The sequence below is a fragment of the Pectobacterium carotovorum genome (assembly GCA_016415585.1).
GTDB classification, from domain to species: domain Bacteria; phylum Pseudomonadota; class Gammaproteobacteria; order Enterobacterales; family Enterobacteriaceae; genus Pectobacterium; species Pectobacterium carotovorum_K.
On the sequence record CP066552.1, the window covers coordinates 3,477,219 to 3,501,950 of the forward strand.

Here is a 24,732-nt window from a genome sequence, read left to right on the forward strand (position 1 = left end):
ATTCAATTAAACCCCCTCAATAACTGTGAATTTTCTTTTCAAAATTGTTGCATCTCCATGTGCAGTAACAAGTATTCTGTCTGCTGGTTTAACTACTTGAGTCTCATCTCTCTATGAATACGAATTGAAAGCATCACCACATTCTCTTTTCGTGACGGTGGCACCATTTTTAGCATTAATTAGTACATGAGGGTCCCCTAGACTAGTTATGTCATGAGACATCCCGACTCTATCATTTATCTCTCTCACCTTGGGAGTATGACTTACTTTCTTTCACGGCATTACCATTTTCACGAGAAGAAGAAACACTTAACTCATCGATAGAAATTAATTTTTCCTTTAAATAAAGTTCATAATCAACCTCCCATTCATTATTTTCACTTAACCTTAAAGGAGCATCAGACGTATAACCTCCGACAAGACGCCACGCATCAATAATAGGATCAAACTCTGCTTTAAACTTACCATTTTTATCTATTATTTTATATCCTTCACCAATAACATCAGTAGTTGTAGTTATAGGTTTGGCGAAGTTATGCAAATCAGAATAAAACCCTTTAGAATTATTATAATCATTGATTATATCATACATTATTTTTTCTTTATTTGATTTTATAAAACCAGTAATTCCGATAGGGTCAGCAATAGTTATCATTATTTTTTTTAACTGAAATGCAGATAGTGTCGCAATAGAACCCCATACTTTTTGGCTATCAGCCAAAACAGCTTCCGCTAGCTTGATACCTCGAAGTCCACTACGTCTATAATAAAAAGCGGTTTGTGCAATGCTCTTCATACCCTGACTACTCACTTTATAGAGGCTAAGACCAGCACTAGTTAAAAGATTCGTAATACAAAACGTATCCATTATAATATTATCGGTATCATACTGGTGATACTTATCCGTTAAAACACCATATATTTCACTAAAAAAGGGGAGAGTAAAACCGGCAATTTTAGCAAGCACTGACGGGTTATCCATGCTGTCTTTATAATTATTTGCTGAATAGACAATATATTTCCTTACTAGTGATGATATTGCATCCTTGAGTTGAATGAAATTTTTATCATGAAACTCTTGAAAATAGTCCACCCTGTGGATAATACTTTCATATCTCTTGTTAGGATCAGTTTGTATTATATGCCCCTCGCCAAAATACTCACCATTCACAAAAGCACCATATTGCCTTTCAAAACCAAATCGCGAATTTTCATCTAAGGAAAAATACTCCCCTAGCTCCTTTGAATTTAAATAACGAACCTGAATATTCCCAAAGAAAGAATTAATTACCAGATAATTACCAGAATAGCATTCAATGAAGCCATAAAATCCAATGTCTGGGTGAATTTGCTTTCCGTAACTACGTTTTATCTCACCTCCGCTATGATTATAATATGCCACCCGTTTTGGTGGCAATATCAAGTCTTCTAAAGGAAGGTTTTTTGCGTTAAGTAGAATTGTATTTGAAAAAATTTTCGTATCATAATCAACCGATCCATTATCCTGATAATTACTAAATTGATCGGTATACATACGCCTTGAGGAGAAAAAACTCCCGGGTAGAAAATCCTCCAAAGGTACGTATCCGTCAGGTGCTAGGAGTTCAGTAAAAAAAACCCGCCCTAAAAACTCCTTCCCTTTTTCATTATAATATCTCATCATTTCAAATAAATCACAATCTCCTTCCCTGTGATCGTGTTTGTAAAATATATACGCAGCAATAAAATAGATAATATATCCCCTATCATGTTCGACTTCTTGGGGAAAAGCTCTCGCGTAAATTTCACCTGCATTTTTCATTGCTATATCTATATCAAGCAAATCCCCTCGTCCATCCCATGACATATCGTCATCAATAATAAAAGGGTGAATTACATTATATAATTCATTTAAATAACCAAGATAGTTATAATGTAGTATTCTATATGAGTTTCTTTTAATATCATCCTCTGTGTAGTTCCCTAAACCTTTCGATGATAGAAATTGTTTACTATATGCCTCGAATGAGATTTTATTGTTTCTATCTGATCCCTCTATCTGGTTTGGTGCATTATCAAATTCACTAACCACCTCGTTTATAATTTTAAAGTTATGTTCAACTAACAACTTTTCTTTTTTTAATGAATCCAACTTAGATTGAAAAAACCTTAAGTAAAATCTTTCATTTTTTATTTTAACATCCCATCTATTATTTATTTCCAATATATCACCCTGAACACTGACATTATGTTTTATCATAAATATCGACAAGTCATTACCAGTAAAAAAAAGGATTTTACTTTTCTCATATCGTTTCATCCCTTCCAAATATTCAATTCGATTTTTTTTATTTTCAATATCTCTGGAAATTTCAGAGATTTTATTATCTATGGATTTTACACCGAAGATAGCCTGGTTATAGAAGGACTCATCCACCTTAGACGTCTGAGCCAAATTTAGTATGTTTACAAATTTACGCTTAAATATTATATCTTCACCACCGAAACAAATTTCACCTGCATATGAATTTATTGATGACAACTTACCTCTCAACACCATCAGAATAAACAGTGCAACGGCTTCCTCTTTTTTCGAATCCAAAGCCAAATTAGAGATATATTCTTTTATCTTTTTTATAAATAGACAAAGAAATTCATCATAAGTCTTCTCCCTGTTTTCCACAAAAGCCGATTCAATAATTACATCTAATTCAGGAATTATTTCTGATACATCATCAATAAATGGAAAATAGTATTTTTTAATTTTATCCAAGCTAGGTTCAAATAATCCATCTTCGTTTTTAATATAAAAAAAATCATTCTCACTCATCCCCCAACCAATATTCCGATAAAATTTAACCGACAAAAACTCCTCATTTCTATTTACAATAACCCCAAAACCTTCAGAGTATATTCTACACAAAAAAAACTCACCATTAACATTCAGAACTGATTCATTTTCAGTAATTAACGCTCTGATAGAATCTTGATCCTTCCATCCATCAGAGAGTATTTCTTTGACAAAAAAATAGGCATCACTGCCTCTTCTCAAACTAAGATAATCAGATGATCCTATTATCGGACCTCTCGTAAAAACAAATGGACTTGCGATTTCATCATTAAAATAAATCCTTATTTTTCTGTATATCTCAAATTCCATGTATGATAATTTTTTAATAATATTCTCGTCATTTGAAATAAATATAGTTTTAACTCTCCAATGAAAATCTGCAATAACATCAAAATAATTTTGAGATGGATTTCTAAATAATGACTCACTCATCAAACGAAAAAAAACCTCGTTTAAATCGGCGTAATACTCACTAGAATCACAACCAATAATATCGTTAATGATAGTTTCAGAGATAAAACCAAGACTGCGATCCATTATTTTTTTATTATCAAAATCAATTTCTACCCTTGATTTTCCGTGCTGGCTACATGGTGCATTAAATTTTAACTCAGCATTACTATCTAAAAATAGTTTTGTTATTTTAACATATCCATACTGAGTCTTTAAAATAGAAGCGTCAGTTAACATAACTGAATCGGAATTATCTCCAGGTGATGGAAGTTTTTCTGTGGGAAAGGTATATAACTCTATCTTATTTTTATAAACTAACCAGTCAATCAAACTTGAATTTTTATTGAGTCTCTTTTCGGTTAAAAAATCTAATTGTGATAACTTTTCGATTCCCCGCTGCGTTTTAGGTTGTTGCCCCCAAATCCTATCCCGCAGCAATTTCCCCCCCACGATAAGCCCAGTCAGGCCGGCAGTCAGGCCAGTAGCAATAACAGTTTTGCTTTTCAGAGCCTGCATATATGACACGGGTGCAGCAGCAGTTACCGTTGCCGTTATCACCAAGGGGAGCAAAGTATCTCCACTATCCCGACCTGCTGCTGGTGAAGACATTGGCATTTCAAGTATATCTGTATGTACAGCTAAGTTCTCAGCCTTTTTAGTCAGTGGTTCAGGATAAGTAATCGCATCACATTTCGTATTGAAATGCGCTGCGGTGACGATCTTTTCGTTTGTCTGCTGACGGGTTTTAGTTTTCCGGGTCGCACAGTACAACAAGTCTGAAAGACTGCTTTCCTGCCGAAGTTTGTCCATCGCCAGAAAGTGTGCCTGTTCAGGCACCGGAAGGCGATAATTTGCCCTAGACGCTGAGACGGAGTTGCCCCGCACTGTCGCTCGGAAGTAAGCCTCTGGGTTAATGGTTGAGTTTGACGAAAATGCGGTGAACAGTGGTGCAGAAGAAGAACAAAGAGCTGCCGTATCGCATACATCTTCGGTCATTTCCACCACAGTATCGACCTCAAAAGCGGGGACATGTCGGAATGGTTCGGCATTTTCCAGCATTTCATCGTCGGACAGAGGACTGCGCGCCATATTTCCCAGCGTATTCCAGTAATGGCTCGTGCGGATAAAAATATTAGCTATAAAGGCAGGAACCTTAAGCAAACCACGCTGAGGAGCACTCTCGTCTTTCATCCAACGTCTGGCCACGATGGTCGTAACCGCAAGGGCTGTAAACAGACAGGTAGATGAGTGATTTTCCTCGTTGCCCAGAAAATGTTGCAGAAAACTCTTATCAGCCCAACTGGTGGCTGTCTCTCTGATAAACTCCGCCAGACGGGAAACGATATTAATATCATCAGGAAGGCACCATGATGCCAGTCCGAGGGCATGCAATACCGCAGTATCAATGTTCCGTTGTTCTGTAATGGCGGTATACAGGCTGTTTGCCGCGATAACGAGGCTAATCGGGGTACCGGGAAGTATTTTCGAAAGGCAGGCGGAAAGCATTTTGCTCTCACAGTGTTCCCCCAGAGTGCGGATCAGTTGTTGAACACTACGCCGACAGTCTTCAGTAAATGGGATCAGGGTATCTGTGGGGGGAGCATGATGACTTTCACAGGCGTCAAACCAAGTATCTTCCATCTCAATGTAGTCGATGGCGTCAAACCAGCTATCCGACGCTTCCGGACTTGGACTACCGGTGGATTCCAACGTTCTGCTGACTGATGAGAGGTCTGATGTTAAGTCAGTAAGTAACATCATTTTTTCCTAAAATAGCAAATTGTTACCTTATTTTCGTCAGACAGAAATAGTTTTGCTATCAAGAAAACATCTTTATAGAGAGTCTGTATACGGCATACCTGTGAAGCACTGTAGCCTGTGGCTTCGCCGTTTAATTGACACTTAGTTTCTTAAACTAGAGATAGTACAGTACTTTCAGCTACCGCCCCCAGTCAGCTTATTTACCCTGGCATTTATCCATGGTGTGCGCCCTGCATGTATCGCTATACACCAGCGTGAAATTATCCGCCTGAGTACAAAAACAGCTTTGACGTACAATAATTTTCGATATCCCCCCGACATAAGCACTCCGCTAAAAAAGAGGTGGGTCACAGACAAGTAAATATTATTAAAATAACATTTCATTTTTAATAAGTGATTACTTCACCATAGGTCTGCATTTATGCCCTTAATAATTCGAGTGCTAGGAAAAATGTTAGCGTTTTGAACAACACAAAGTATTGGTACACCAAAGCAAGTATTTGAACGCAGCTTGGGTGCACAATAAAATCCCGACATTCTCGCTAAAGGCCGTGACAAGAGCGATAAAAAACAGCGACCTTCCTTTGATAACGCCTGGGTTCATTAACCGTTTTCGACTAACCAACAAGGGATATGTCTGACCATGGCAAAACGTTTTTCAGAAAGTGTAGCTTTAGCGCTGATACTTTCCGCCCCTTTCACACTGGTACACGCTAAAACGCCCGCCGCGGCACACCAGACCGCCGCGCCGGACAGCGTTAACTTACTGTCGGGTTCAACGCTGGGTGAAAAAACCGGTTTATCCGGTCATGTTACTGTACGGGATGTTCATCTGCCTGCCACCATCATTATCAGAGACCAGCAGGGTCAGAAGCGGCAAACACAGACCGATGAGCAAGGAAAATATCACCTCGATATCTCTGGCCTCACACCACCGTTACGTCTTTTAGCCGTCGAATCTGGCGGCAATAACTGCCTGCTGAATAATATCTCCCGTGCAATCTGCCTGTCCGCTGTCGCCCCGTCATTGCATGACGGTAAAGAGAATATTGCCAATATCAACCCGCTGACTGACCGCATTACTTCCGATATCGCGGTAGCAGCAGGCTACATTGGTCCACAGCAGCTCACAGACGATACGGCATCACCGAAACTGGACGCCGCCGCATGGAAAAAAGCCTACGCTGATTTTCATGCAGGCTTTAATGACGCGCTAAAACAGGTAGGCGTCAGTGCGCCCAAGAGTTTCGATCCTCTGACTTACCCTGCGACTCAGCAGGATGCGGTCACCAAAATCGTCAGCGTCATAAACCATAACCGCAACTATCACAACAATACGGGTTACTCCGGCCACACCGTGCTGACTGACAGCGCATTTCACCCGATTGTTGGCCTGAACGACAAAGGCGACTATGAACCACTGGATTATCGCGCTGCACGTCAGAATCTGGATGCGATTAAGAAAGCACAAACTCGAATCTTTATCGTCGGCGACTCGACAGCAGCCACCTATGAAAAGGGGCGCTTCCCACGTATGGGTTGGGGACAGGTTTTTGAACAACAGTTCAGTAAAAATAGCGGCGTAAAAATCGTCAATGGCGCACGTTCAGGCCGTAGCTCACGCGACTATTTCTACGAAGGCTGGTTCCGCCAGATGCAGCCGCTGATGAAGGAAGGTGATTTCCTGTTTATCCAAATGGGACACAACGATCAAAACTGCAACGGGGCGAAGGCGGTACGTGGCCCAGCTGATGTCGCTAACCTCTGTACTTACCCGAACGATGCGGCAGGGAAAAAACAGGCCCCGCAGGGGAAAGCCGATATGTCGTTCCAGACATCGCTGGAGCGCTACATCACTTTTGCCCGCCAGCACAAACTCACACCGGTTCTGCTTACCCCGACCACCCGAGTGAAAACAGCTGAAGGCAAAGATGGCACGCCTGCCGTACATAGCCACTTCACCAAGCAAAATGCAGATAACGGCTACGCGTTCATCGGCGATTACAGCCAGACCATCAAGAATACGGCAGCAGATAACAAGGTGATTTTACTGGACGTTGAGCCAGCCACTATCGCGCTGGCGAATCAGGGCAACAGCGATAGCTGGAAACAGTACTGGCTGGTGATCGATCCCAAAAAATATCCTTTTTATCGCGATCAGGCGGGTAGCCTGAGCAAACCAGATACCACCCATTTTCAGAAAAAAGGCGCTATCGCCGTGGCAGGGATTGTCGCTGATGCCATTCGGCAGGAACCCGCTTTAGCGTCGCTGGCGGAAAAAACGGCCAGCAAACACAAGTAGTTATCAGTCAGGTAAAACGATAAGACCGAATCGCGCGCGGTGTACTTCACCGCCGCGCGTTATGTACCCTTCCCTATACCAATTAAAGGACTATGGACATGATAGACACCTCACACCTCTGCAAGACGCTGACCTTAGCCATGTTAATTTCCGCCCCTTTATCACTAGCACAGGCAGCCGACTACAATGCACTGGTTTCCGCCCAATCCGGGGACGCCAAAGCCTACAAAACCATTACTGAAGCGATTGCCAGCGCTCCGGCAGACAGCTCGCCATTTGTTATCTATGTGAAAAATGGTGTCTATCATGAGCGCCTGACGATTACGCGCCCCAACATTCATCTAAAGGGGGAAAGCCGTAACGGCACCGTGATCACCGCGACCACCGCAGCCGGGACGCTCAAACCCGATGGCAGCAAATGGGGAACTTACGGCAGCAACACGGTGAAAGTCGATGCGCCTGACTTCAGTGCCCGTTCGCTGACCATCCGTAATGATTTCGATTACCCCGCCAATCAGGCTAAAGCCAGCGACGATCCGACTAAACTAAAAGATTCGCAGGCCGTTGCGCTGCTGGTTGCCGAAAATAGCGATCGTGCGTGGTTCCATGATGTCAGCCTGGTCGGGTATCAGGACACGCTATATGTGAAAGGCGGACGCAGCTTCTTCTCACAATGTCGAATCAGCGGCACCGTTGACTTCATCTTTGGCGACGGCACTGCATTATTTGACAATTGCGACATCGTCTCACGCAACCGTACCGACGTGAAAGGTCAGCCGCTTGGCTATCTCACTGCGCCCAGCACGGATATTAAGCAAAAATATGGATTGGTCATTACCAATAGCCGGGTGATTAAAGAGAAAGGCGTCCCCGCGAAAAGTTATGGACTGGGTCGACCTTGGCACCCAACAACGACCTTTCCAGATGGACGTTATGCCAACCCTAATGCCATCGGGCAAACGGTGTTCCTGAACACCAGTATGGATGATCACATCTACGGCTGGGACAAAATGTCCGGTAAAGATAAACAAGGTGCGACAATCTGGTTCTATCCACAGGATTCACGCTTTTTCGAGTATAAATCCAAAGGCGCAGGTGCAGAGAAAAACGATCAGCGCCGCCAGTTAAGCAACGCGGAAGCAGCAGAATATACGGCAGACAAGGTGTTGGCGGGTTGGATTCCCACTGCACCTAAAGGGAAGTAAGTGTGGAGAAGCCAGCCCTCATCAGGCTGGCTTCTATACTCGTCATATTTCAAGTTGCATGTGCGTTGGCTTCGTTCACTCACCCGAATCACTTACCTGAGTAAGCTCATCGGGATTCCCTCTCTTGCCGCGTTACGATGCTCATAAATGAGCACCGCCCTAAAGGGCTAACGCTTCGCATTATTCAAAACGTTAACGTTTTGTCCTGAAACTCGAATTATTTAGAGTATAGAGCGATACTGGCGAAACGATTAAATCGCTTCTTCGTCTTCTTCACCGGTACGGATACGGACAACGCGTGCCACATCAAAGACAAAGATTTTACCGTCGCCGATTTTACCCGTCTGCGCGGTCTGCGTGATGGTTTCCACACAGGTGTCGACGATGTCATCTGACACAACAATTTCGATTTTTACTTTTGGCAGAAAATCGACCATGTATTCTGCGCCACGATACAGCTCGGTGTGACCTTTCTGACGACCAAAGCCTTTAACTTCCGTTACCGTCATCCCTGTGATGCCCACTTCAGCTAACGCTTCACGTACATCGTCCAGTTTGAACGGCTTAATAATCGCATCAATTTTCTTCATGGAGGAACCTTTGTGTTATCTATGTTGCGGCCAAAGCCGAGCATCAGCAAGTGAACAGCATGTCAGAACTCAGGCGGACAATCCATCCATATCCACCCGGCATCACGCTGCAGGCGTGCTACCCGCTCTCTCAGCGCTAGTCTTTAAAATCGTTGGCATCCAGCTCATGGCGGCCCAACAGTTTATAAAATTCCGTTCGGTTACGCCCAGCCATTCGCGCGGCCTGCGTCACGTTACCCTTTGCGATCTGTAATAGTTTTCGCAAATAGTTAAGCTCAAACTGATGACGTGCTTCAACAAACGTTGGCAGCGCGGTATTTTCACCTTCCAGCGCCTGTTCAACCAGTGCATCGCTGATCACTGGCGCACTGGTCAGTGCCACACACTGTTCGATGACATTGACCAGTTGACGCACGTTACCCGGCCAGCTTGCCGTCATCAAGCGCTTCATTGCATCGGTTGAAAAGGTGCGCACAAAAGGCTTGTGGCGATTGGCGGATTCGCGCAGTAGATGGTTTGCCAGCATTGGGATATCTTCAGCACGTTCATGCAGCGCTGGCAGTTTCATATTCACCACGTTGAGCCGATAATAGAGATCTTCGCGAAATTCGTTCTTCTCCATCGCCTTCGGCAAATCACGGTGCGTGGCGGAAATAATCCGCACATTAATGTCCAAATCGCGGTTGCTCCCCAGCGGGCGGACTTTTCGCTCCTGCAGAACGCGCAACAGCTTAACCTGTAAAGACAGCGGCATATCGCCGATTTCATCTAAAAACAGCGTGCCACCTTCCGCCGCCTGAAAAAGCCCTTCACGGCTGCTGACCGCACCGGTAAAAGCCCCTTTCGCATGGCCGAACAGCTCCGATTCCAGCAATGGCTCCGGCAGCGCGCCGCAGTTAATCGCAATAAAGGCTTTCTTCGCACGCGGGCTCGCTGCATGAATCGCCTGAGCCAGCACCTCTTTCCCGGTGCCGCTCTGACCATTAATCAGCACACTGACGTCCGACTGCGCGACCATTCTGGCCTGCTCCAGCAGACGCAGCATAATTGGGCTGCGCGTCACGATGGTTTCACGCCAGCTTTCATCACCCGCCGGGGCGGACAATGCCAGCGCTTCGTCTATCGCTTTGTAGAGCGCATCACGGTCGACGGGCTTCGTCAGAAAGCTAAATACGCCCTGCTGCGTAGCCGCAACCGCATCGGGAATGGAACCGTGAGCGGTTAAAATGATCACAGGCATCCCCGGCTGATAGCGCTGAATTTCGGAAAACAGCGCCATGCCATCCATTTCGTCCATTCGGAGATCGCTGATCACCAAATCGAACGTCTCGCGCGTTAACAGCCGTAGCGCCTCCTGGCCGCTCTCCGCCGTCATCACGCTAAATCCTTCACTGGTCAGACGCATACCCAACAGTTTCAGCAGGCTGGGGTCATCATCCACGAGCAATAAATTCGCCGTTTTTCGGGCTGTCATTGTCTTGTTGACTCCTTCTTCCTCGTCGCGTTGTCCGTATGTGATTCCATCGGCGGCGTATAGGTATCATCCGCATCAACTGGCTCATTTCTGGATTTCGTTGCCGAATTGCGCGAACCGTCTTTGTTTCCGCTACCGCTATTCGCACCGGAACTACCGCGGCGATCGCCGTCGCTATCCGGCATTTCCCCTGACAGCGGCTTACGAGACGACAGTTGACGCTCAATATCCGTCAAATTTTCCAGTTTCTGCGTGGTCGTTTCTAACTGATATTGCAGGTGACTTTGCTGCACACGCAGGGCATCTAGCTGTTTGTCGCTGGATTCCTGCAAACGCTTATAACGCAGGCGCTCATCCGATAGCGCCAGAAACAGCGTTTGTCTGTCACGCCAGGTTTGCATCAGCGGGCGCAGCGCAGCAGGGAAAGCCAGACGGTATAAATTGATCTGTTCCAGCACCTGACGGCGCTCAGCCTGAGTAATACCAGCGTTATCCAGCAGTATGCCCTGCTTAAACACGCTGTCCCAGCTATCTCCCGCAACCTGCCCGGCTTCCTCACGGGCCTGGAACTGCGTCAAACGCCCGGCGCAGTCCATCGCCCGCAGCCAATAAAGCGCGTTGTTCATAGATTCACGATCGTCTATCTGCCACAGATGCTCGCATTGCGCGATGCGAAAATCGGCAACCTGCTCTTTCGGCGGTGTAGCCTCTGCCTCAAGCAACGCCGTGCCGCTGCTCACATGGCTATTACACGCAGCCAAAACGAGCGGCGACGACACAATCGCCGCCGTCAAAAGGCGGGAAAATACGCTATTCGCAAGCCATCCCTTCATAAACCCTGCATTCATTATTTATTCATTCTCGGACTATTCGTTATCAGACAATAAGGGCAGCTCGATGCGGAAACACACATCAGCATAGTCCACGGTGATTAGGCTAAGCTCACCACGCATACGGCGAATGCAATCACGCGCAATACTCAGCCCCAACCCGCTTCCTTTGACGGCACCACGGCGCTGATGGCTTCCCTGATAAAAGGGCTCAAAAATCATGCTCCGCTCGGCATCGGGAATAGGCGTACCATTGTTGGCGACATCAATCTGAACGCGATTGCCAATCTGACGGCTATAAATCCAAATGTTACCGGATTCCTTACCGTAGTGCACCGCATTGGAATAGAGATTATCGATCACTCGCATCAGCAGTGTCGTCTCCGCCCAACAGTGCTCAACGGCCAGCGTCACATCGGTATGAATCATTTTGGCGCGGGCAGGCAAGCTGTGAGAGGCCACGACAATATCGACGATCTCTTCAATTTCGACCCGCTCCAGCTCGGTCGGTGTATCCGCCAGCTTGCGATTATAGTCCAACAGTTGATCGATCAGCTGTAGCAGATGGCGGCTGCTACTATCAAGAATAGCGACCACCTCTTTCTGATCGGCAGTCAGCGGGCCGACCACCTCATCGGCCAGCAATTCGGTGCCTTCCCGCAGGCTTGCCAGCGGTGTTTTCAGTTCGTGGGAGATATGGCGTAAAAACTCATGTCGCTGTGATTCGAGCCAGGACAGGCGTTCGCTCAGCCAAATAATGCGCTGCGCCAGCGTCCGGATCTCACGCGGCCCTTTAAACGTGCTGGTGTTACCCAACGATCGCCCTTCTCCAAGGCGGTTGATCATCCGCTCGACGCCATTAACGGGGCCGATAATCATCCGAGTAAAGAGAACCACCAACAGCACGCTGACCAGAAACAAGAGCAGCGCCTGCCAGCCAAAGAACTGACCGCGTTCAGAAATAGCCTGCTGGAGCTGTTGCCCACGGGAGAAAACGACGTCACGCGTTACCTGCACCATCTGTCCGTTGGCACGAGAAAAGCCTTCCAACAGACTCGATGCTGTTTGTTCCGGGCCGCTGTTATGGCAGCGTATTTCGCTAAGCTGAGTAAGAAGCTGACGCAGCGTCTGGTAATAGCGGGGATCGGGCAGCACCTGCGCGTGAGAGTCCAGCATTTGAGAATACTGTTTACGCTGGTTTTGATAGAGCGTCGCCAGCGTCTGATCGTCCAATACGCAGTACTGTCGGTAGCTACGCTCCATCGCCAGCGCGACGCTGGTCATTGCCTCACTGCGCCGAGCATCCGTCAGCGTTGTCCGGTTAATCTCCGCTGCCTGTTCGCTCAGCATGTTCAGGCTTTGATAAGCCTGATAGGCCAGCACCAACAGCGGCAGCAACACCAGCAAGAACGCCATAATTACTAATTGCCGCAGGGAACGCGGGAATAAACGCCATCGTTTCAAAGAAATCATCTCGTTACCTATCGAATCCGCTCTGATGCTAACTGAGTCTTATAAAACTTCAACGTTTTCCCTTACGACATGCGTAACGCTTCGCAATGTGGCATGAGTACCCATGTAAGGACGTCAAAAGTAACGCCGTAAAAAATAGCGCCGTAAAAACAATCAGGAAGGATTCTCTGGGGGAGGTGGCGGGTATGAAACGTCACGCGGCCAGAAGAATCGCTCCCTCTGGCCGCGTAACTGAATAGGCGGTGCCTCACTCAACGTGTCGCCCGATGCTTGATAACGTTCGTTTTCACGCCCGGTTATCGGTCTGGTGGACGATAGGCACCCTTTCTTTTGGCATCATTCCAGATGTTATGAGCGAAAATGTTTGCCAGTTAGCAACGCAATCATAACCAGTTGAATGAGCAACTATCATTAAAATGCACTTAGCATGCCAAGTTTGAAATAATTAAATCAATACACTGATTCTTAATGATTTTTAATTTAAATTTCGCTAAAAAACACATAGTCCAGAGTTCGAATAACGAAAATACACGCCAAAGAGACGATTTATGTCGCTAAAAACAGACAGCTTTATGATGCCATCATACCATTCATATAAATCAAACAGTTAAATGTCACCAATTAGAGACACCAAAAAACCGGTCCGTCGCAAAAAAACGACAAACTGAGAAAACAGACGTAAAAAAGGGGCCGAAGCCCCTTTCTCTGACTGACCTTAACTTAGCCCAGCTGTCTGCGTGCGTTGCGGAACATACGCATCCACGGACCATCCTCGCCCCACTCTTCTGGGTGCCAGGAGTTGCTGACGGTACGGAACACGCGCTCAGGGTGCGGCATCATAACGGTTGCCCGGCCGCTGGTGCTGGTTACTGCCGTAATACCGTTTGGCGAGCCATTCGGGTTAGCCGGATAGTTCTCAGTAACCTGTCCGTAGTGGTTGATATAGCGCAGCGCGACCAAACCGTGCTCTTCAATCGCCGCTAAATGCGCACCATCGCGGACTTCAACTTGACCTTCACCGTGTGAAACCGCAATCGGCATGCGCGAACCAGCCATATCGTTCATGAATAGCGACGGGCTTTTCTCCACTTCAACCAGACTGAAGCGCGCTTCAAAACGGTCGGATTTATTGCGGACAAAACGCGGCCAGAGATCGGCACCCGGAATCAGTTCACGCAGGTTAGACATCATTTGGCAACCGTTACACACGCCCAGCGCCAGCGTCTGTGGACGCAGGAAGAATTCAGCGAATTCATCACGTACGCGAGAGTTGAACAGAATGGATTTAGCCCAGCCCTCACCCGCGCCCAGCACGTCACCATAAGAGAAGCCGCCACACGCCACCAGTGCTTGGAAATCCTGCAAATTACGGCGATTTGCCAGCAGGTCACTCATATGGATGTCGATGGCATCAAAGCCTGCACGGTGGAACGCCGCCGCCATTTCTACGTGAGAGTTCACCCCCTGCTCACGCAGGACTGCGACTTTAGGCCGGACATTCTTAGCAATATAAGGTGCGGCAATATCTTCCTGCGGCTCGAAGGTCAGCGATACGTTCAGACCGGGATCGTTATCATCCTGTCTGGCGATGTGTTCCTGATCGGCACACTGCGGGTTATCACGCAGGCGCTGCATCTGCCAGCTGGTTTCAGCCCACCAGCGACGCAGCGTTGAACGGCTTTCCTGATAGACCGCTTCTGCACCCTGATTGATGGTGAAACGCGTGCCTTCTTCAGCATGACCGAGGTAATGCACGCAGTCCGCCAAACCATGCAGCGCCAGAACCGCTTCCACTTCCGCACGACGTGCCGCAGGGATCTGAATGACGGCACCAAGCTCTTCGTTAAACAGCGTCGCCAGCGTATCTTCGCCCTGAGACGCGATATCGACGGTCAGGCCACAGTGACCCGCAAACGCCATCTCTGCCAGCGTAACCAGCAGGCCACCGTCTGAACGGTCATGGTAAGCCAGAAGCGCTTTGCCCGCGACCAGCTGTTGTATGGCATTAAAGAAGCCTGCCAGTTGCTCTGGGCTATGAACATCTGCCGTCTTACGACCCAACTGACGATAAACCTGCGCCAGCGCCGTCGCGCCCAGTGCTTTATTGCCTGCACCCAGATCGATGAGCAGCAACGCATTATCCTGTCCGGTACGCAGCTGTGGCGTTACCGTGTTACGTACGTCTTCCACACGGGCAAACGCAGAGATCACCAGTGACATCGGCGAGGTGACCGCACGATCTTCACTGCCTTCCTGCCAGCGGGTTTTCATCGACATGGAATCTTTACCCACCGGGATCGTCAGACCCAGCGCCGGACAAAGCTCCTCACCCACAGCTTTCACCGCCTCGTACAGCCCAGCATCTTCGCCCGGATGCCCTGCGGCCGCCATCCAGTTCGCAGACAGCTTCACGCGGGTAAGTGGACCGATATGCGTAGCAGCAATGTTCGTCAGTGCCTCACCCACAGCTAAACGCGCGGAGGCCGCGAAGTTACGCAGCGCGACTGGCGCACGTTCACCGATAGACATCGCCTCGCCGTAATAACTGTCAAGGCTGGCGGTGGTCACAGCACAGTCAGCCACTGGCACCTGCCACGGCCCGACCATCTGATCGCGTGCCACCATGCCGGTCACCGAGCGGTCGCCAATGGTAATCAGGAAGGTTTTTTCCGCAACAACAGGCAAGTGCAGTACGCGCTCAACCGCTTCGGCCAAATAGATATCGTCGCGCTGTAGCAGCCTGCCCTCTACCTGCTTGCGCTCAACGTCACGCAGCATCTTCGGCGTTTTACCCAGCAGCACATCCAGCGGTAAATCGATAGGTTTGTTGTTGAAATGACGATCGTTCATCGTCAGATGCAGTTCTTCCGTCGCCTCACCGATCACCGCATAAGGCGCACGTTCACGACGGCAAATTTCATCAAACTGTGCCAGTTGCTCTGGCGCAACGGCCAGAACATAGCGCTCCTGCGATTCATTACACCAGACTTCAAGCGGGCTCATGCCCGGTTCGTCGTTCAGAATATCGCGCAGTTCAAAGCGCCCACCGCGACCACCGTCGCTCACCAGTTCCGGCATGGCGTTAGACAGACCGCCCGCGCCGACATCGTGGATAAACAGAATCGGGTTGGCTTCACCCAATTGCCAGCAGCGGTCGATTACTTCCTGACAGCGGCGCTCCATTTCCGGGTTATCGCGCTGTACAGAAGCAAAATCCAGATCCGCATCAGACTGACCCGATGCCATAGAAGAGGCAGCACCGCCGCCCAGACCGATATTCATGGACGGTCCGCCCAGTACAATCAGTTTGGCCCCGACGATAATTTCGCCTTTTTGGACGTGATCGGCGCGGATGTTACCAATGCCGCCCGCCAGCATGATCGGTTTATGGTAGCCGCGCAGCTCTGTGCCATTGTGGCTATCGACGCGCGCTTCATAAGTACGGAAATAGCCCGTCAGTGCAGGACGACCGAATTCGTTGTTGAATGCCGCGCCGCCCAATGGACCTTCGGTCATGATATCCAGCGCACTGACAATACGCTCTGGCTTGCCGAACTCTTCTTCTTCCCACGGCTGGACAAAACCAGGAATGCGCAGGTTCGATACAGAGAAGCCCACCAGACCCGCTTTCGGTTTGGAACCCCGACCTGTCGCGCCTTCGTCACGGATTTCACCGCCGGATCCTGTTGCTGCGCCCGGCCACGGTGAAATGGCGGTTGGGTGGTTATGCGTTTCAACCTTCATCAAGATATGAGCGTCTTCCTGATGGTAATCATATTGTCCGTTGGTATCGGTATAGAAACGGCCGACGGCGGAGCCTTCCATGACGGCGGCGTTATCTTTATAGGCAGAGAGGACGTGATCGGGCGTGTGTTCAAAGGTGTTTTTGATCATTTTGAACAGTGACTTCGGCTGAGTGACGCCGTCAATCACCCAATCAGCATTGAAAATCTTGTGCCGGCAGTGCTCAGAGTTCGCCTGTGCGAACATATACAGTTCAATATCGGTTGGGTTACGGCCCAGTTTGGTGAAGGCTTCCAGCAGATAATCAATTTCATCTTCTGCCAATGCCAGCCCCAGACGGACGTTCGCTTCTTCCAGCGCCTGACGCCCTTGCAGCAGAATTTCGATGCGCTTGAAAGGTGTTGGCTGATGATGAGAGAACAGCGCTTCCGCCTGTTTCAGGTCGCTGAATACGCTTTCCATCATCCGGTCATGCAGCAATGCCCCCAGTTGCTGCCACTGTTCATCGCTCAGCGTAGGCGCATGAATATAGAAAGCCAGGCCGCGTTCCAGACGCAGGACTTTGCTTAATCCACAGTTATGAGCGATATCCGTTGCTTTGGAAGACCACGGCGAAATGGTGCCGGGACGCGGCGTAACCAGTAACAGATGACCTTGCGGTTCGTGCTCCGCGAGAGAAGGACCATACTTCAGCAAACGTGTCAGTTTGGCCTGTTCATCGTTGTTCAGCGGGGCGCTGACATCGGCGAAATGTACGTATTCAGCATAGATATCGCTGACTGGCAAAACGTGCTCTTTGCAGCGGACTAGCAATTTATTAATACGAAAAGCCGATAAAGCAGGTGAACCACGCAGTATTTCCATAATCTAAAGTTCTCTCGTCTTCGATGCACTGGCTGCGATACAGCCATTGGGCACAACAGGGGGGAAACGCGCATATTATAGAGAATCCTTCCCTCGGACGAAACCGTTTGCGTGGCGATAATTTCATTTCGCGTCCGGCGAATGATTAATCGGTGACCAAATCAATAAAAGTTGCACACTGGCGTTTTGTTAAGCAAAATGCCCCCACTCTGGGAAATGACGTATAAAAAAACTGCCGTTACAGACAGACTGGCCACTCGGCCGCCGAGAGATAACTATTTGAAGCCGTTAAAATTAAATTATTTTTTCATCGGGATTATCACGTTACTGCTGGCGTTAGCGCTATGGCCTAGCATTCCGTGGCGCAGTAGTCAGGATCTTCAGCTCAGGCAGATCCTCTCACGCGGTGAACTGCGTATCAGCACCGTTAATTCACCGCTGACTTATGCAATGAGCAACGGATCCCCGACAGGTCTGGATTACGAACTGGCAAAACGTTTCGCCGATTATCTCGGCGTCAAGCTGGTGGTCTCGTCACGTAAGAATCTTGACGAGCTGTTTGACGATCTGGACGGTAACGATGCAGACCTGCTGGCTGCCGGGCTGATTTACAATCATGAGCGTCTGGAACGCTTCCGTGCCGGCCCAACCTACTATTCCATTTCACAACAGATAGTCTACCGCCTCGGCTCACCCCGCCCGAAGACGCTGGATAAGCTGCAAGGCCGTTTTGTCGTCACATCCGGTTCCGCCCATGCGGCCACGCTGCGCGATCTAAAAGCAGGAAAATACCCGCAGTTAAGCTGGGAGTCCGCTTCCGATCAGAGTACACAGGAATTACTGAAACAGGTTGCTGACGGCAAGCTGGACTACGCGCTGGGTGATTCGGTCACCATCGGCTTAATGCAGCGTATTCATCCACAGCTCGCCGTCGCCTTTGATCTCAGCGACGAAGAGCCGGTCACCTGGTACATGCGTCGTTCGCACGATGACAGCCTATCCGCCGCACTGCTCGATTTTTTCAGCCAGATTGTCGAAGACGGTACGCTCGCGCGTCTGGAGGAGAAATATCTCGGCCACGTTGGTGAATTTGACTATGTCGATACCACTACGTTCCTGAGCGCGATTGATGAAACGCTACCGGATTTGCGCCCGCTGTTTGAAAAATACGCCACCGACATCGACTGGAAGCTGCTGGCCGCCATCTCCTATCAGGAATCACACTGGAACCCGCAGGCAACGTCACCGACTGGCGTGCGTGGGCTGATGATGCTCACACGCAACACCGCAGAAAGTCTGAACGTCACCGATCGGGTCGATCCTGAGCAAAGTATTCGCGGCGGCGCGCAATATATGTCGCACATGATGCAGAAAATGCCGGACACCATCCCCGAAGATGAAAAAATCTGGTTTGCGCTGGCGTCCTACAACATGGGATACGCCCATCTGCTTGATGCGCGTAAATTGACCGAAAAACAGAAGGGTAACCCCGACAGCTGGGTCGATGTGAAAATGCGCCTGCCGATGCTGAGCCAGAAGCGCTATTACACTCAAACCACCTACGGCTACGCGCGCGGACATGAAGCCTATAACTACGTGGAAAACATTCGGCGTTATATGGTGAGTCTGGAAGGTTATCTGATAGAAAAAGAAACCAAAGCGCAGCAACAAATCCAGATCGCACGAGGCTATCCGGCGGTTCCGTTCAGCAAAGTACCGGAATAATCGAGCCTTAGCAGGACTATCCCCTAAATAATTCGAGTTGCGTGAAGGTGGCAACTGAGTGAATCCCCAGGAGCTTACACAAGTAAGTGACTGGGGTGAGCAAGGGCAGCCAACGCACAAGCAGCTTGAAGTATGACGGGGATACGCTACTCCTGCGCGGCGTTTTTTTCTGCGGCACGCCGAGCTTTATGCTGCTCACGGCGCAGGCGAAAGAACGCGCTGAGCGTTGCGGAGCATTCATCAGCCAGAAGGCCGGATTCAATGACAATCTGATGATTCATTCCAGGGTGGCGCAGAATGTCCACCAGCGACCCCGCAGCCCCCGTTTTCTCATCTGACGCACCGTAAACCAAACGACCAATACGGCCGTGTATCATCGCACCCGCACACATGATGCAAGGTTCCAGCGTGACATACAGCGTTGTCTCCAGCAGGCGGTAGTTCTGCAACACCTGACCTCCCTGCCGCAGTGCCATAATCTCAGCATGCGCGGTAGGATCGTGATGCCCAATCGGTCGGTTCCACCCCTCGCCGATCGCTTTATTATCCAGCACCAGCACCGCTCCAACCGGTACTTCGCCTTCATCCTGAGCACGCTGAGCCAGCGTTAATGCATAGCGCATCCAGTATTCATCGTTAGGCAGGCTAACCACGTTTCCTCTCTCGAACATTCATATTTTGGCGGCGCATTATACCTATATGAAGAGATGAAAAAATCAGATGAAAGGGTGAAAAAATCATTCCAGCTGTTGCAGGCTACCTTCGGGGGTGACTCGCCAGCGGTGTTCGCAGAAATAGAGCAGCGGATTGTCCTGTTTGCTGTCGCTGTAACCGCTGTAGAGCTTGAGCGGCGCGCCCAGACGCTGCTCCATCTGCGTCACTTTTTCATGTCCCAGACAGCGCAACGTTAATACCCAGCCGCCATAGCGGCGTGTAATCTGGCTTCCCATCAGGCGCACGCCGGGCAGAAAAGGCGAATCATGATAGACCTGTTCCACCAGCCGCTGCGGCGATCCCGTCACCAGCCAGACCTGCGCCTCGCTGTCTTCAAGATAGGTTTTCAGCCGCTGCTGAACCTGCGGAAACGGTATAACATCATGACGAAACGCGCCGACAAACTGCTTTTCCAGTTGCACCAGCTCGTCTTCATCACGGCCAAACGTAATCGCCCACAGCAGCCAGCTCATCGGCCATCGGGCCGCACGACCGCGAATCAATAACCCCAGCCCGATAATCGGTAATAGCGGGATAACCAAAACGAGATTTAACGGCAACCGACGAAGTAAAAAACGCAAAAAGCTGCCAAACATGTCCTGTTGATGCAACGTGCCATCCAGATCAAAAAAAACAATGCGTTGCTCTCGCTTATCACTCAAAACGTTCCTCCCGACTTACACCAAGATAATCTTATCCGCCAATTAGCGCCTCACGCAGATAACCATTGTGCTGTTTCAGACGCTCACGCGCCGCTGCCACGTCAATATTAGCCAGAAGCATGAGAATCGCTGGCTTAACCTCATTATCTGCCTGCTCCAGCGCCTGCCGTGCCCTGTCTCTATCGGCACCGCTCGCTTCCACCACAATGCGGCAAGCCCGATCCAACAGCTTCACATTGGTTGCCTTCACATCAACCATTAAATTCTGATACACCTTCCCCAGCTTAACCATTACGCCAGTAGAAATCATATTCAGGACTAATTTTTGCGCCGTTCCTGATTTCAGCCGCGTCGAGCCTGTTAACGCTTCTGAGCCGACCACGGGAGAAATCGCAGGTAAAACCAGCGCAATGGCTTCAGGCACTTTCCGATCTTCCTGATTAAACGCGTGCATCATCTCCAGCGTAGAGAGCTGATCTAGCGCCATCGTTGCCGGATTACGCATTTAGGAAACCAATTTCCCTAAATTAAGATTCTCTCCATCCATCACATCTGAACGCATTCAGCTACCTCATGCTTTATATCAGCGCGCTACACGCTTATGACAAACAATCATTTTCACCACTATACCCGTCATACTTCAAGTTGCATGTGCGTTGGCTACGTTTAGTCACCCGAATCACTTACCTCAGTAAGCTCATCGGGATTAAATGAGAGACATCCTGTCTCTCACCGAAGGCCAGCCGTTGGCTGGTCAAATTCGTTCCCGACGAATTTGTCCTTCTCTTGCAGCCTGCCTGAAACTCGAATTATTTAGGGTATATATGCTTTTGGGGCCTATGAAAGTACGCTATTCTGCATCGAATTCACTCTCCACTATGCATCTCGCAAGGTAAACAGAGAAACCTCAGTGCGGCTCCCCAGGTTCAGAATTTCCAGTTACACGCTTTTCTTTATTAGCTGTCTGCTGTTTCTGCTGGCGGGTTCCCTACGTGCGGACTGGGATTTTATTACCATTAATCAGCGAACCGAGCAGCTTTATGGCTCGGCTACGCCTGATGCTCGCCGCCGAATAGATGAATGGCAGACGCTGTTGGTCAATTCCCGCAATAAAGAGGAAAAGGCGCTGCTGAGCAGCGTGAACCAATTTTTCAATGACCGTATGCTGTTTCGCGATGATATTGTCGTCTGGAATCAGGAAGATTACTGGGCTACGCCGATTGAAGCGCTGCGTAAAGGTGCCGGGGACTGCGAAGATTATGCGCTTGCCAAGTATTTTACGCTGCGCCATTTAGGCGTCTCAGCAGACAAATTACGCATTACCTATGTTAAAGCCCTGCGTCTGAATAAAGCGCACATGGTAGTGACCTATTATCCCACGCCAACCTCGATTCCACTGGTGTTGGACAATCTGACCGACAAGATCCAGCCTGCGACAGAGCGCAATGATTTAGTTCCAGTGTACGCCTTTAACGGCGGTGGTCTCTGGCTGCCGGGCGCGAGCGGCAGCAACAAACGCGTCGGTGACAGCAAACGACTTTCACGCTGGCAAGATGTATTAACCAAAATGCGTGCCGAAGGGTTTTCAATTGAGGAGTAAGGGTAGGCTATGTCTCTATACAAACAATTACTGATAGCCATCTGCCTGTTTGTGCTAATTATTTTCAGCGGGAGTTTTTTCGTCAGCCTGGAAAATTCGCGTGAACAGTACAATAACCAGCTTCACTCTCACGCGCAGGATGCCGCTACCGCATTGGGGCTTTCCCTGACGCCAAATATTGATGACCCAGCGATGGTAGAGCTGATGGTCAGCTCGATTTTCGACAGCGGCTATTTTTCCAGTATTCGCGTGCGAGATTTAAAAACCGGCAACGTTACGCTGGAACGTACCGCATCGCCGGATATCCCTGACGTCCCGCTCTGGTTTGTCCGGTTGGTGAACCTGCAACCCGGCGCGGGCGAAGCTATCGTGATGCGCGGCTGGGAACAGGCGGCAAAAGTTGAAGTGGTCAGCCACCCGATGTTCGCAGTCACCCGTTTGTGGCGCAGCAGCACGGCCACCTTCCTGTGGCTGCTCGGCTGTGGCACGCTGGGCGTGTTCCTCGGGGCGCTGTTCCTGCGCCGCCAGCTACGTCCGCTCGATTATATCGTCGACCAGTCGCTGGCGATTACCCGTCGTGAATTTCTCAGCCAGCCAGATTTACCCAATACGCCCGAATTTCGCCGCGTCGCGCAGGCGATGAACCTGATGGTTAGCAAGCTCAAAACGCTGTTTGAAGAGGAAGCAGAGCGGAGCGAGCGCCTACGTCAGGAAGCCTATCAGGATCCTCAAACCGGATTGAATAACCGCCGTGCGTTTGACATGCAGCTCAACGACAAACTCGCCGATGAGGAAACCGCCCCCGGCTTTCTTATCATGATTCGCGTGCAGGATTTGGCGGGGATGAACCAGCGTCTGGGCGGCCAGCGTACCGATGCGCTATTAGCCTCCGTCGGGCATATTCTGCGTAAAACGCAAAAGCAGCATACGAATGCTGAGAGCCTTCTGGCACGCATCCGTGGTGGGGAATTTGCGCTGTTCTGCCCAGGCCTGGTCGATAAAGAAGCCTATTCGCTGATTGGCGAACTGACACGCAGCATTGAAACCTTGCACCTGACAGGCGAAACCGATGTCTCCCCTGTTGCCCAATTCGGCATGGTGCCTTTCCGCCCCGGCGACACCGCGCAATCCCTGTTTATTCAGGGCGATCAGGCGCTCACCCGTGCCGAAAGCGATACCGATACTACCGCGCCTCACGCGATGCCGTCCGTCAGTGCCGAACAGGTCGAAACCGATCGCCATATGTGGTTTAACCTGCTCGATCCCATTTTGGAACAGGAACGCTTGCAGCTTTTCCTGCAACCGGTCGTAGCGTGTGACGATCCCAGTCAGGTGCTGCATCACAAGGTACTGGCTCGAATTCAGGATGCGCAAGGGAACAGCATCGCCGCAGGCCGCTTCCTGCCGTGGATTCAACGCTTTGGCTGGGATACCCGTCTGGATCAAACGATGCTACGCGAAGTGCTGGACTATCTCCGTCAGCACGACGGCAATCTGGCGCTGAGCCTGTCCGGCACCACGGTACTGAATCTTCATCTGCTCGCCGATCTGCTTGCCCCATTGAAGCATCAGCCTGACGTCGCCAGACGACTGATTCTGGAGCTGGATGAGAACCAATTGCCAGACAGTGCCCAACTGGAAGCCTTAATCAAGCTGCTGAATGAACATGGCTGTGCGCTGGGGCTACAGCATTTTGGCGGGCGCTTTAATATGATCGGCAACCTGTCCCAATGGGGGCTGGCTTATCTGAAAGTCGATGGCAGCTACATCCGCAACATCGATCAGGAAGACGATAAGCAAATGTTTATCGAAGCGCTGTATCGCGCCACCAACAGTATCGCCCTGCCGCTTATCGCCGAACGTGTTGAAACCGCAGGTGAGCTGAAAGTGCTTCAGGAGATGGGATTACAGGGCGCGATGGGACGGCTGTTGGGTGAACCGGTGCCAGCGGTCAGAATCTGATACCACATTATTTTGGCTAACGGCGTTATTTTGGCTAACCGCGTTTAACGGCCCCGGCTTCTCGCTACGATATTGAGAAGCCGGGGTTGTATTGAAAAGCGAGGATCGACGTTAAGATATCATCTCTCTACAACATCATTTTTTCAAAACATCGTCTCTTCATCGTCGCCAATCAGCTTGTTTAATCCGCCATTTAGCGCTTCACGCGCCTGTGCACGGTTGATCAACTTCAGCTGTGCCGCCTGAGGGAAATCAGTAATGCTGACCACACCTTTCTGAATCAAAACCTGAATTAAATCCTCCAGCACGCGCACCATTTCCAGATCGCTTTGCCGCAGTTGCTGGAGGCTGGACGTCGCTGCCTGATGGCTACGGAACCAGGCCTGCGCCTCGCGCGAATCATCAGGCAGTTCGCCATTCATTTCAGGAAAAGGACTCTTTTCTACCTTCATCAGGTGACCATCACTGTCGCGTTGGATATAAAACATGTTCGGAGACCTTTTAAGTTTTTGATAAAGAAAGGAGCCAAGCAGGCTCCCCCTT

The 24,732-nt window shown here is 49.5% G+C and carries 14 protein-coding genes and 1 pseudogene; 5 read left to right on the forward strand and 10 right to left on the reverse strand.

Features of this window, described 5'->3' with window-relative positions; translation table 11 throughout:
* Positions 1–232: 232 nt before the first annotated feature.
* Entirely contained in the window at positions 233–5,041 is a 4,809-nt protein-coding gene (locus tag JFY74_15550) for a hypothetical protein (GenBank protein ID QQG27494.1), read from the reverse strand.
* A 646-nt stretch (positions 5,042–5,687) separates the two neighbouring features.
* Between JFY74_15550 and JFY74_15555 the strand changes: the two genes are divergently transcribed.
* Together JFY74_15555 and JFY74_15560 are read left to right on the forward strand one after the other, a co-directional pair.
* On the forward strand, positions 5,688–7,346 hold the full coding sequence (locus tag JFY74_15555; protein QQG27495.1) for a rhamnogalacturonan acetylesterase: 1,659 nt from the start codon (positions 5,688–5,690) through the stop codon (positions 7,344–7,346).
* A gap of 98 nt (positions 7,347–7,444) precedes the next feature.
* On the forward strand, positions 7,445–8,551 hold the full coding sequence (locus JFY74_15560; GenBank protein ID QQG27496.1) for a pectinesterase A: 1,107 nt from the start codon (positions 7,445–7,447) through the stop codon (positions 8,549–8,551).
* A gap of 251 nt (positions 8,552–8,802) precedes the next feature.
* Here the strand turns inward: JFY74_15560 and glnB are convergent, their stop codons facing one another.
* The 5 genes from glnB to purL form a co-directional block, all read right to left on the reverse strand.
* Entirely contained in the window at positions 8,803–9,141 is a 339-nt protein-coding gene (gene glnB / locus JFY74_15565) for a nitrogen regulatory protein P-II (protein ID QQG27497.1), read from the reverse strand.
* Positions 9,142–9,277: 136 nt separating this feature from the next.
* A complete protein-coding gene (gene glrR / locus JFY74_15570) occupies positions 9,278–10,615 on the reverse strand; it encodes a two-component system response regulator GlrR (GenBank protein QQG27498.1) in 1,338 nt (445 codons plus the stop codon).
* Positions 10,612–11,463 (reverse strand): two-component system QseEF-associated lipoprotein QseG, encoded by an 852-nt coding sequence (qseG, locus tag JFY74_15575; GenBank protein QQG27499.1) that lies wholly within the window; start codon positions 11,461–11,463, stop codon positions 10,612–10,614. The genes glrR and qseG overlap by 4 nt, the downstream gene beginning before the upstream one ends.
* A gap of 18 nt (positions 11,464–11,481) precedes the next feature.
* Positions 11,482–12,918, reverse strand: a complete 1,437-nt coding sequence (locus tag JFY74_15580; GenBank protein ID QQG27500.1) for a HAMP domain-containing histidine kinase — start codon at positions 12,916–12,918, stop codon at positions 11,482–11,484.
* A gap of 720 nt (positions 12,919–13,638) precedes the next feature.
* The gene (purL, locus tag JFY74_15585) at positions 13,639–17,526 is read right to left on the reverse strand and encodes a phosphoribosylformylglycinamidine synthase (protein QQG27501.1); all 3,888 of its coding nucleotides are present in this window, start codon (positions 17,524–17,526) and stop codon (positions 13,639–13,641) included.
* 216 nt (positions 17,527–17,742) lie between these two features.
* Between purL and mltF the strand changes: the two genes are divergently transcribed.
* Positions 17,743–19,251, forward strand: a complete 1,509-nt coding sequence (gene mltF, locus JFY74_15590) for a membrane-bound lytic murein transglycosylase MltF (protein ID QQG27502.1) — start codon at positions 17,743–17,745, stop codon at positions 19,249–19,251.
* A gap of 146 nt (positions 19,252–19,397) precedes the next feature.
* Here the strand turns inward: mltF and tadA are convergent, their stop codons facing one another.
* The 3 genes and pseudogenes from tadA to JFY74_15605 form a co-directional block, all read right to left on the reverse strand.
* Positions 19,398–19,922 (reverse strand): tRNA adenosine(34) deaminase TadA, encoded by a 525-nt coding sequence (gene tadA / locus JFY74_15595; GenBank protein QQG27503.1) that lies wholly within the window; start codon positions 19,920–19,922, stop codon positions 19,398–19,400.
* 66 nt (positions 19,923–19,988) lie between these two features.
* Positions 19,989–20,627, reverse strand: a complete 639-nt coding sequence (aphA, locus tag JFY74_15600) for an acid phosphatase AphA (protein ID QQG27504.1) — start codon at positions 20,625–20,627, stop codon at positions 19,989–19,991.
* A 31-nt stretch (positions 20,628–20,658) separates the two neighbouring features.
* A pseudogene (locus JFY74_15605) lies at positions 20,659–21,189 on the reverse strand (N-acetylmuramic acid 6-phosphate etherase).
* Positions 21,190–21,537: 348 nt separating this feature from the next.
* Between JFY74_15605 and JFY74_15610 the strand changes: the two are divergent.
* Together JFY74_15610 and JFY74_15615 are read left to right on the forward strand one after the other, a co-directional pair.
* Complete coding sequence (locus tag JFY74_15610; GenBank protein ID QQG27505.1) at positions 21,538–22,227, forward strand: transglutaminase-like cysteine peptidase; 690 nt, start codon at positions 21,538–21,540, stop codon at positions 22,225–22,227.
* A gap of 9 nt (positions 22,228–22,236) precedes the next feature.
* Entirely contained in the window at positions 22,237–24,189 is a 1,953-nt protein-coding gene (locus JFY74_15615) for an EAL domain-containing protein (protein QQG27506.1), read from the forward strand.
* A 143-nt stretch (positions 24,190–24,332) separates the two neighbouring features.
* On the opposite strand, the gene JFY74_15620 is transcribed toward JFY74_15615, so the two are convergent.
* Positions 24,333–24,677 carry a tryptophan synthase subunit beta gene (locus JFY74_15620; GenBank protein ID QQG27507.1) on the reverse strand — a complete coding sequence of 115 codons (345 nt, stop codon included), beginning with the start codon at positions 24,675–24,677 and terminating at the stop codon, positions 24,333–24,335.
* Positions 24,678–24,732 lie beyond the last annotated feature (55 nt).

Coding starts and splice junctions, on each gene's coding strand:
- JFY74_15550 (QQG27494.1), bottom strand. CDS start 5,041: ATGTTACTTACTGACTTAACATCAGACCTCTCATCAGTCAGCAGAACG.
- JFY74_15555 (QQG27495.1), top strand. CDS start 5,688: ATGGCAAAACGTTTTTCAGAAAGTGTAGCTTTAGCGCTGATACTTTCC.
- JFY74_15560 (QQG27496.1), top strand. CDS start 7,445: ATGATAGACACCTCACACCTCTGCAAGACGCTGACCTTAGCCATGTTA.
- glnB (QQG27497.1), bottom strand. CDS start 9,141: ATGAAGAAAATTGATGCGATTATTAAGCCGTTCAAACTGGACGATGTA.
- glrR (QQG27498.1), bottom strand. CDS start 10,615: ATGACAGCCCGAAAAACGGCGAATTTATTGCTCGTGGATGATGACCCC.
- qseG (QQG27499.1), bottom strand. CDS start 11,463: ATGAATGCAGGGTTTATGAAGGGATGGCTTGCGAATAGCGTATTTTCC.
- JFY74_15580 (QQG27500.1), bottom strand. CDS start 12,918: ATGATTTCTTTGAAACGATGGCGTTTATTCCCGCGTTCCCTGCGGCAA.
- purL (QQG27501.1), bottom strand. CDS start 17,526: ATGGAAATACTGCGTGGTTCACCTGCTTTATCGGCTTTTCGTATTAAT.
- mltF (QQG27502.1), top strand. CDS start 17,743: ATGACGTATAAAAAAACTGCCGTTACAGACAGACTGGCCACTCGGCCG.
- tadA (QQG27503.1), bottom strand. CDS start 19,922: ATGTTCGAGAGAGGAAACGTGGTTAGCCTGCCTAACGATGAATACTGG.
- JFY74_15615 (QQG27506.1), top strand. CDS start 22,237: ATGTCTCTATACAAACAATTACTGATAGCCATCTGCCTGTTTGTGCTA.
- JFY74_15620 (QQG27507.1), bottom strand. CDS start 24,677: ATGTTTTATATCCAACGCGACAGTGATGGTCACCTGATGAAGGTAGAA.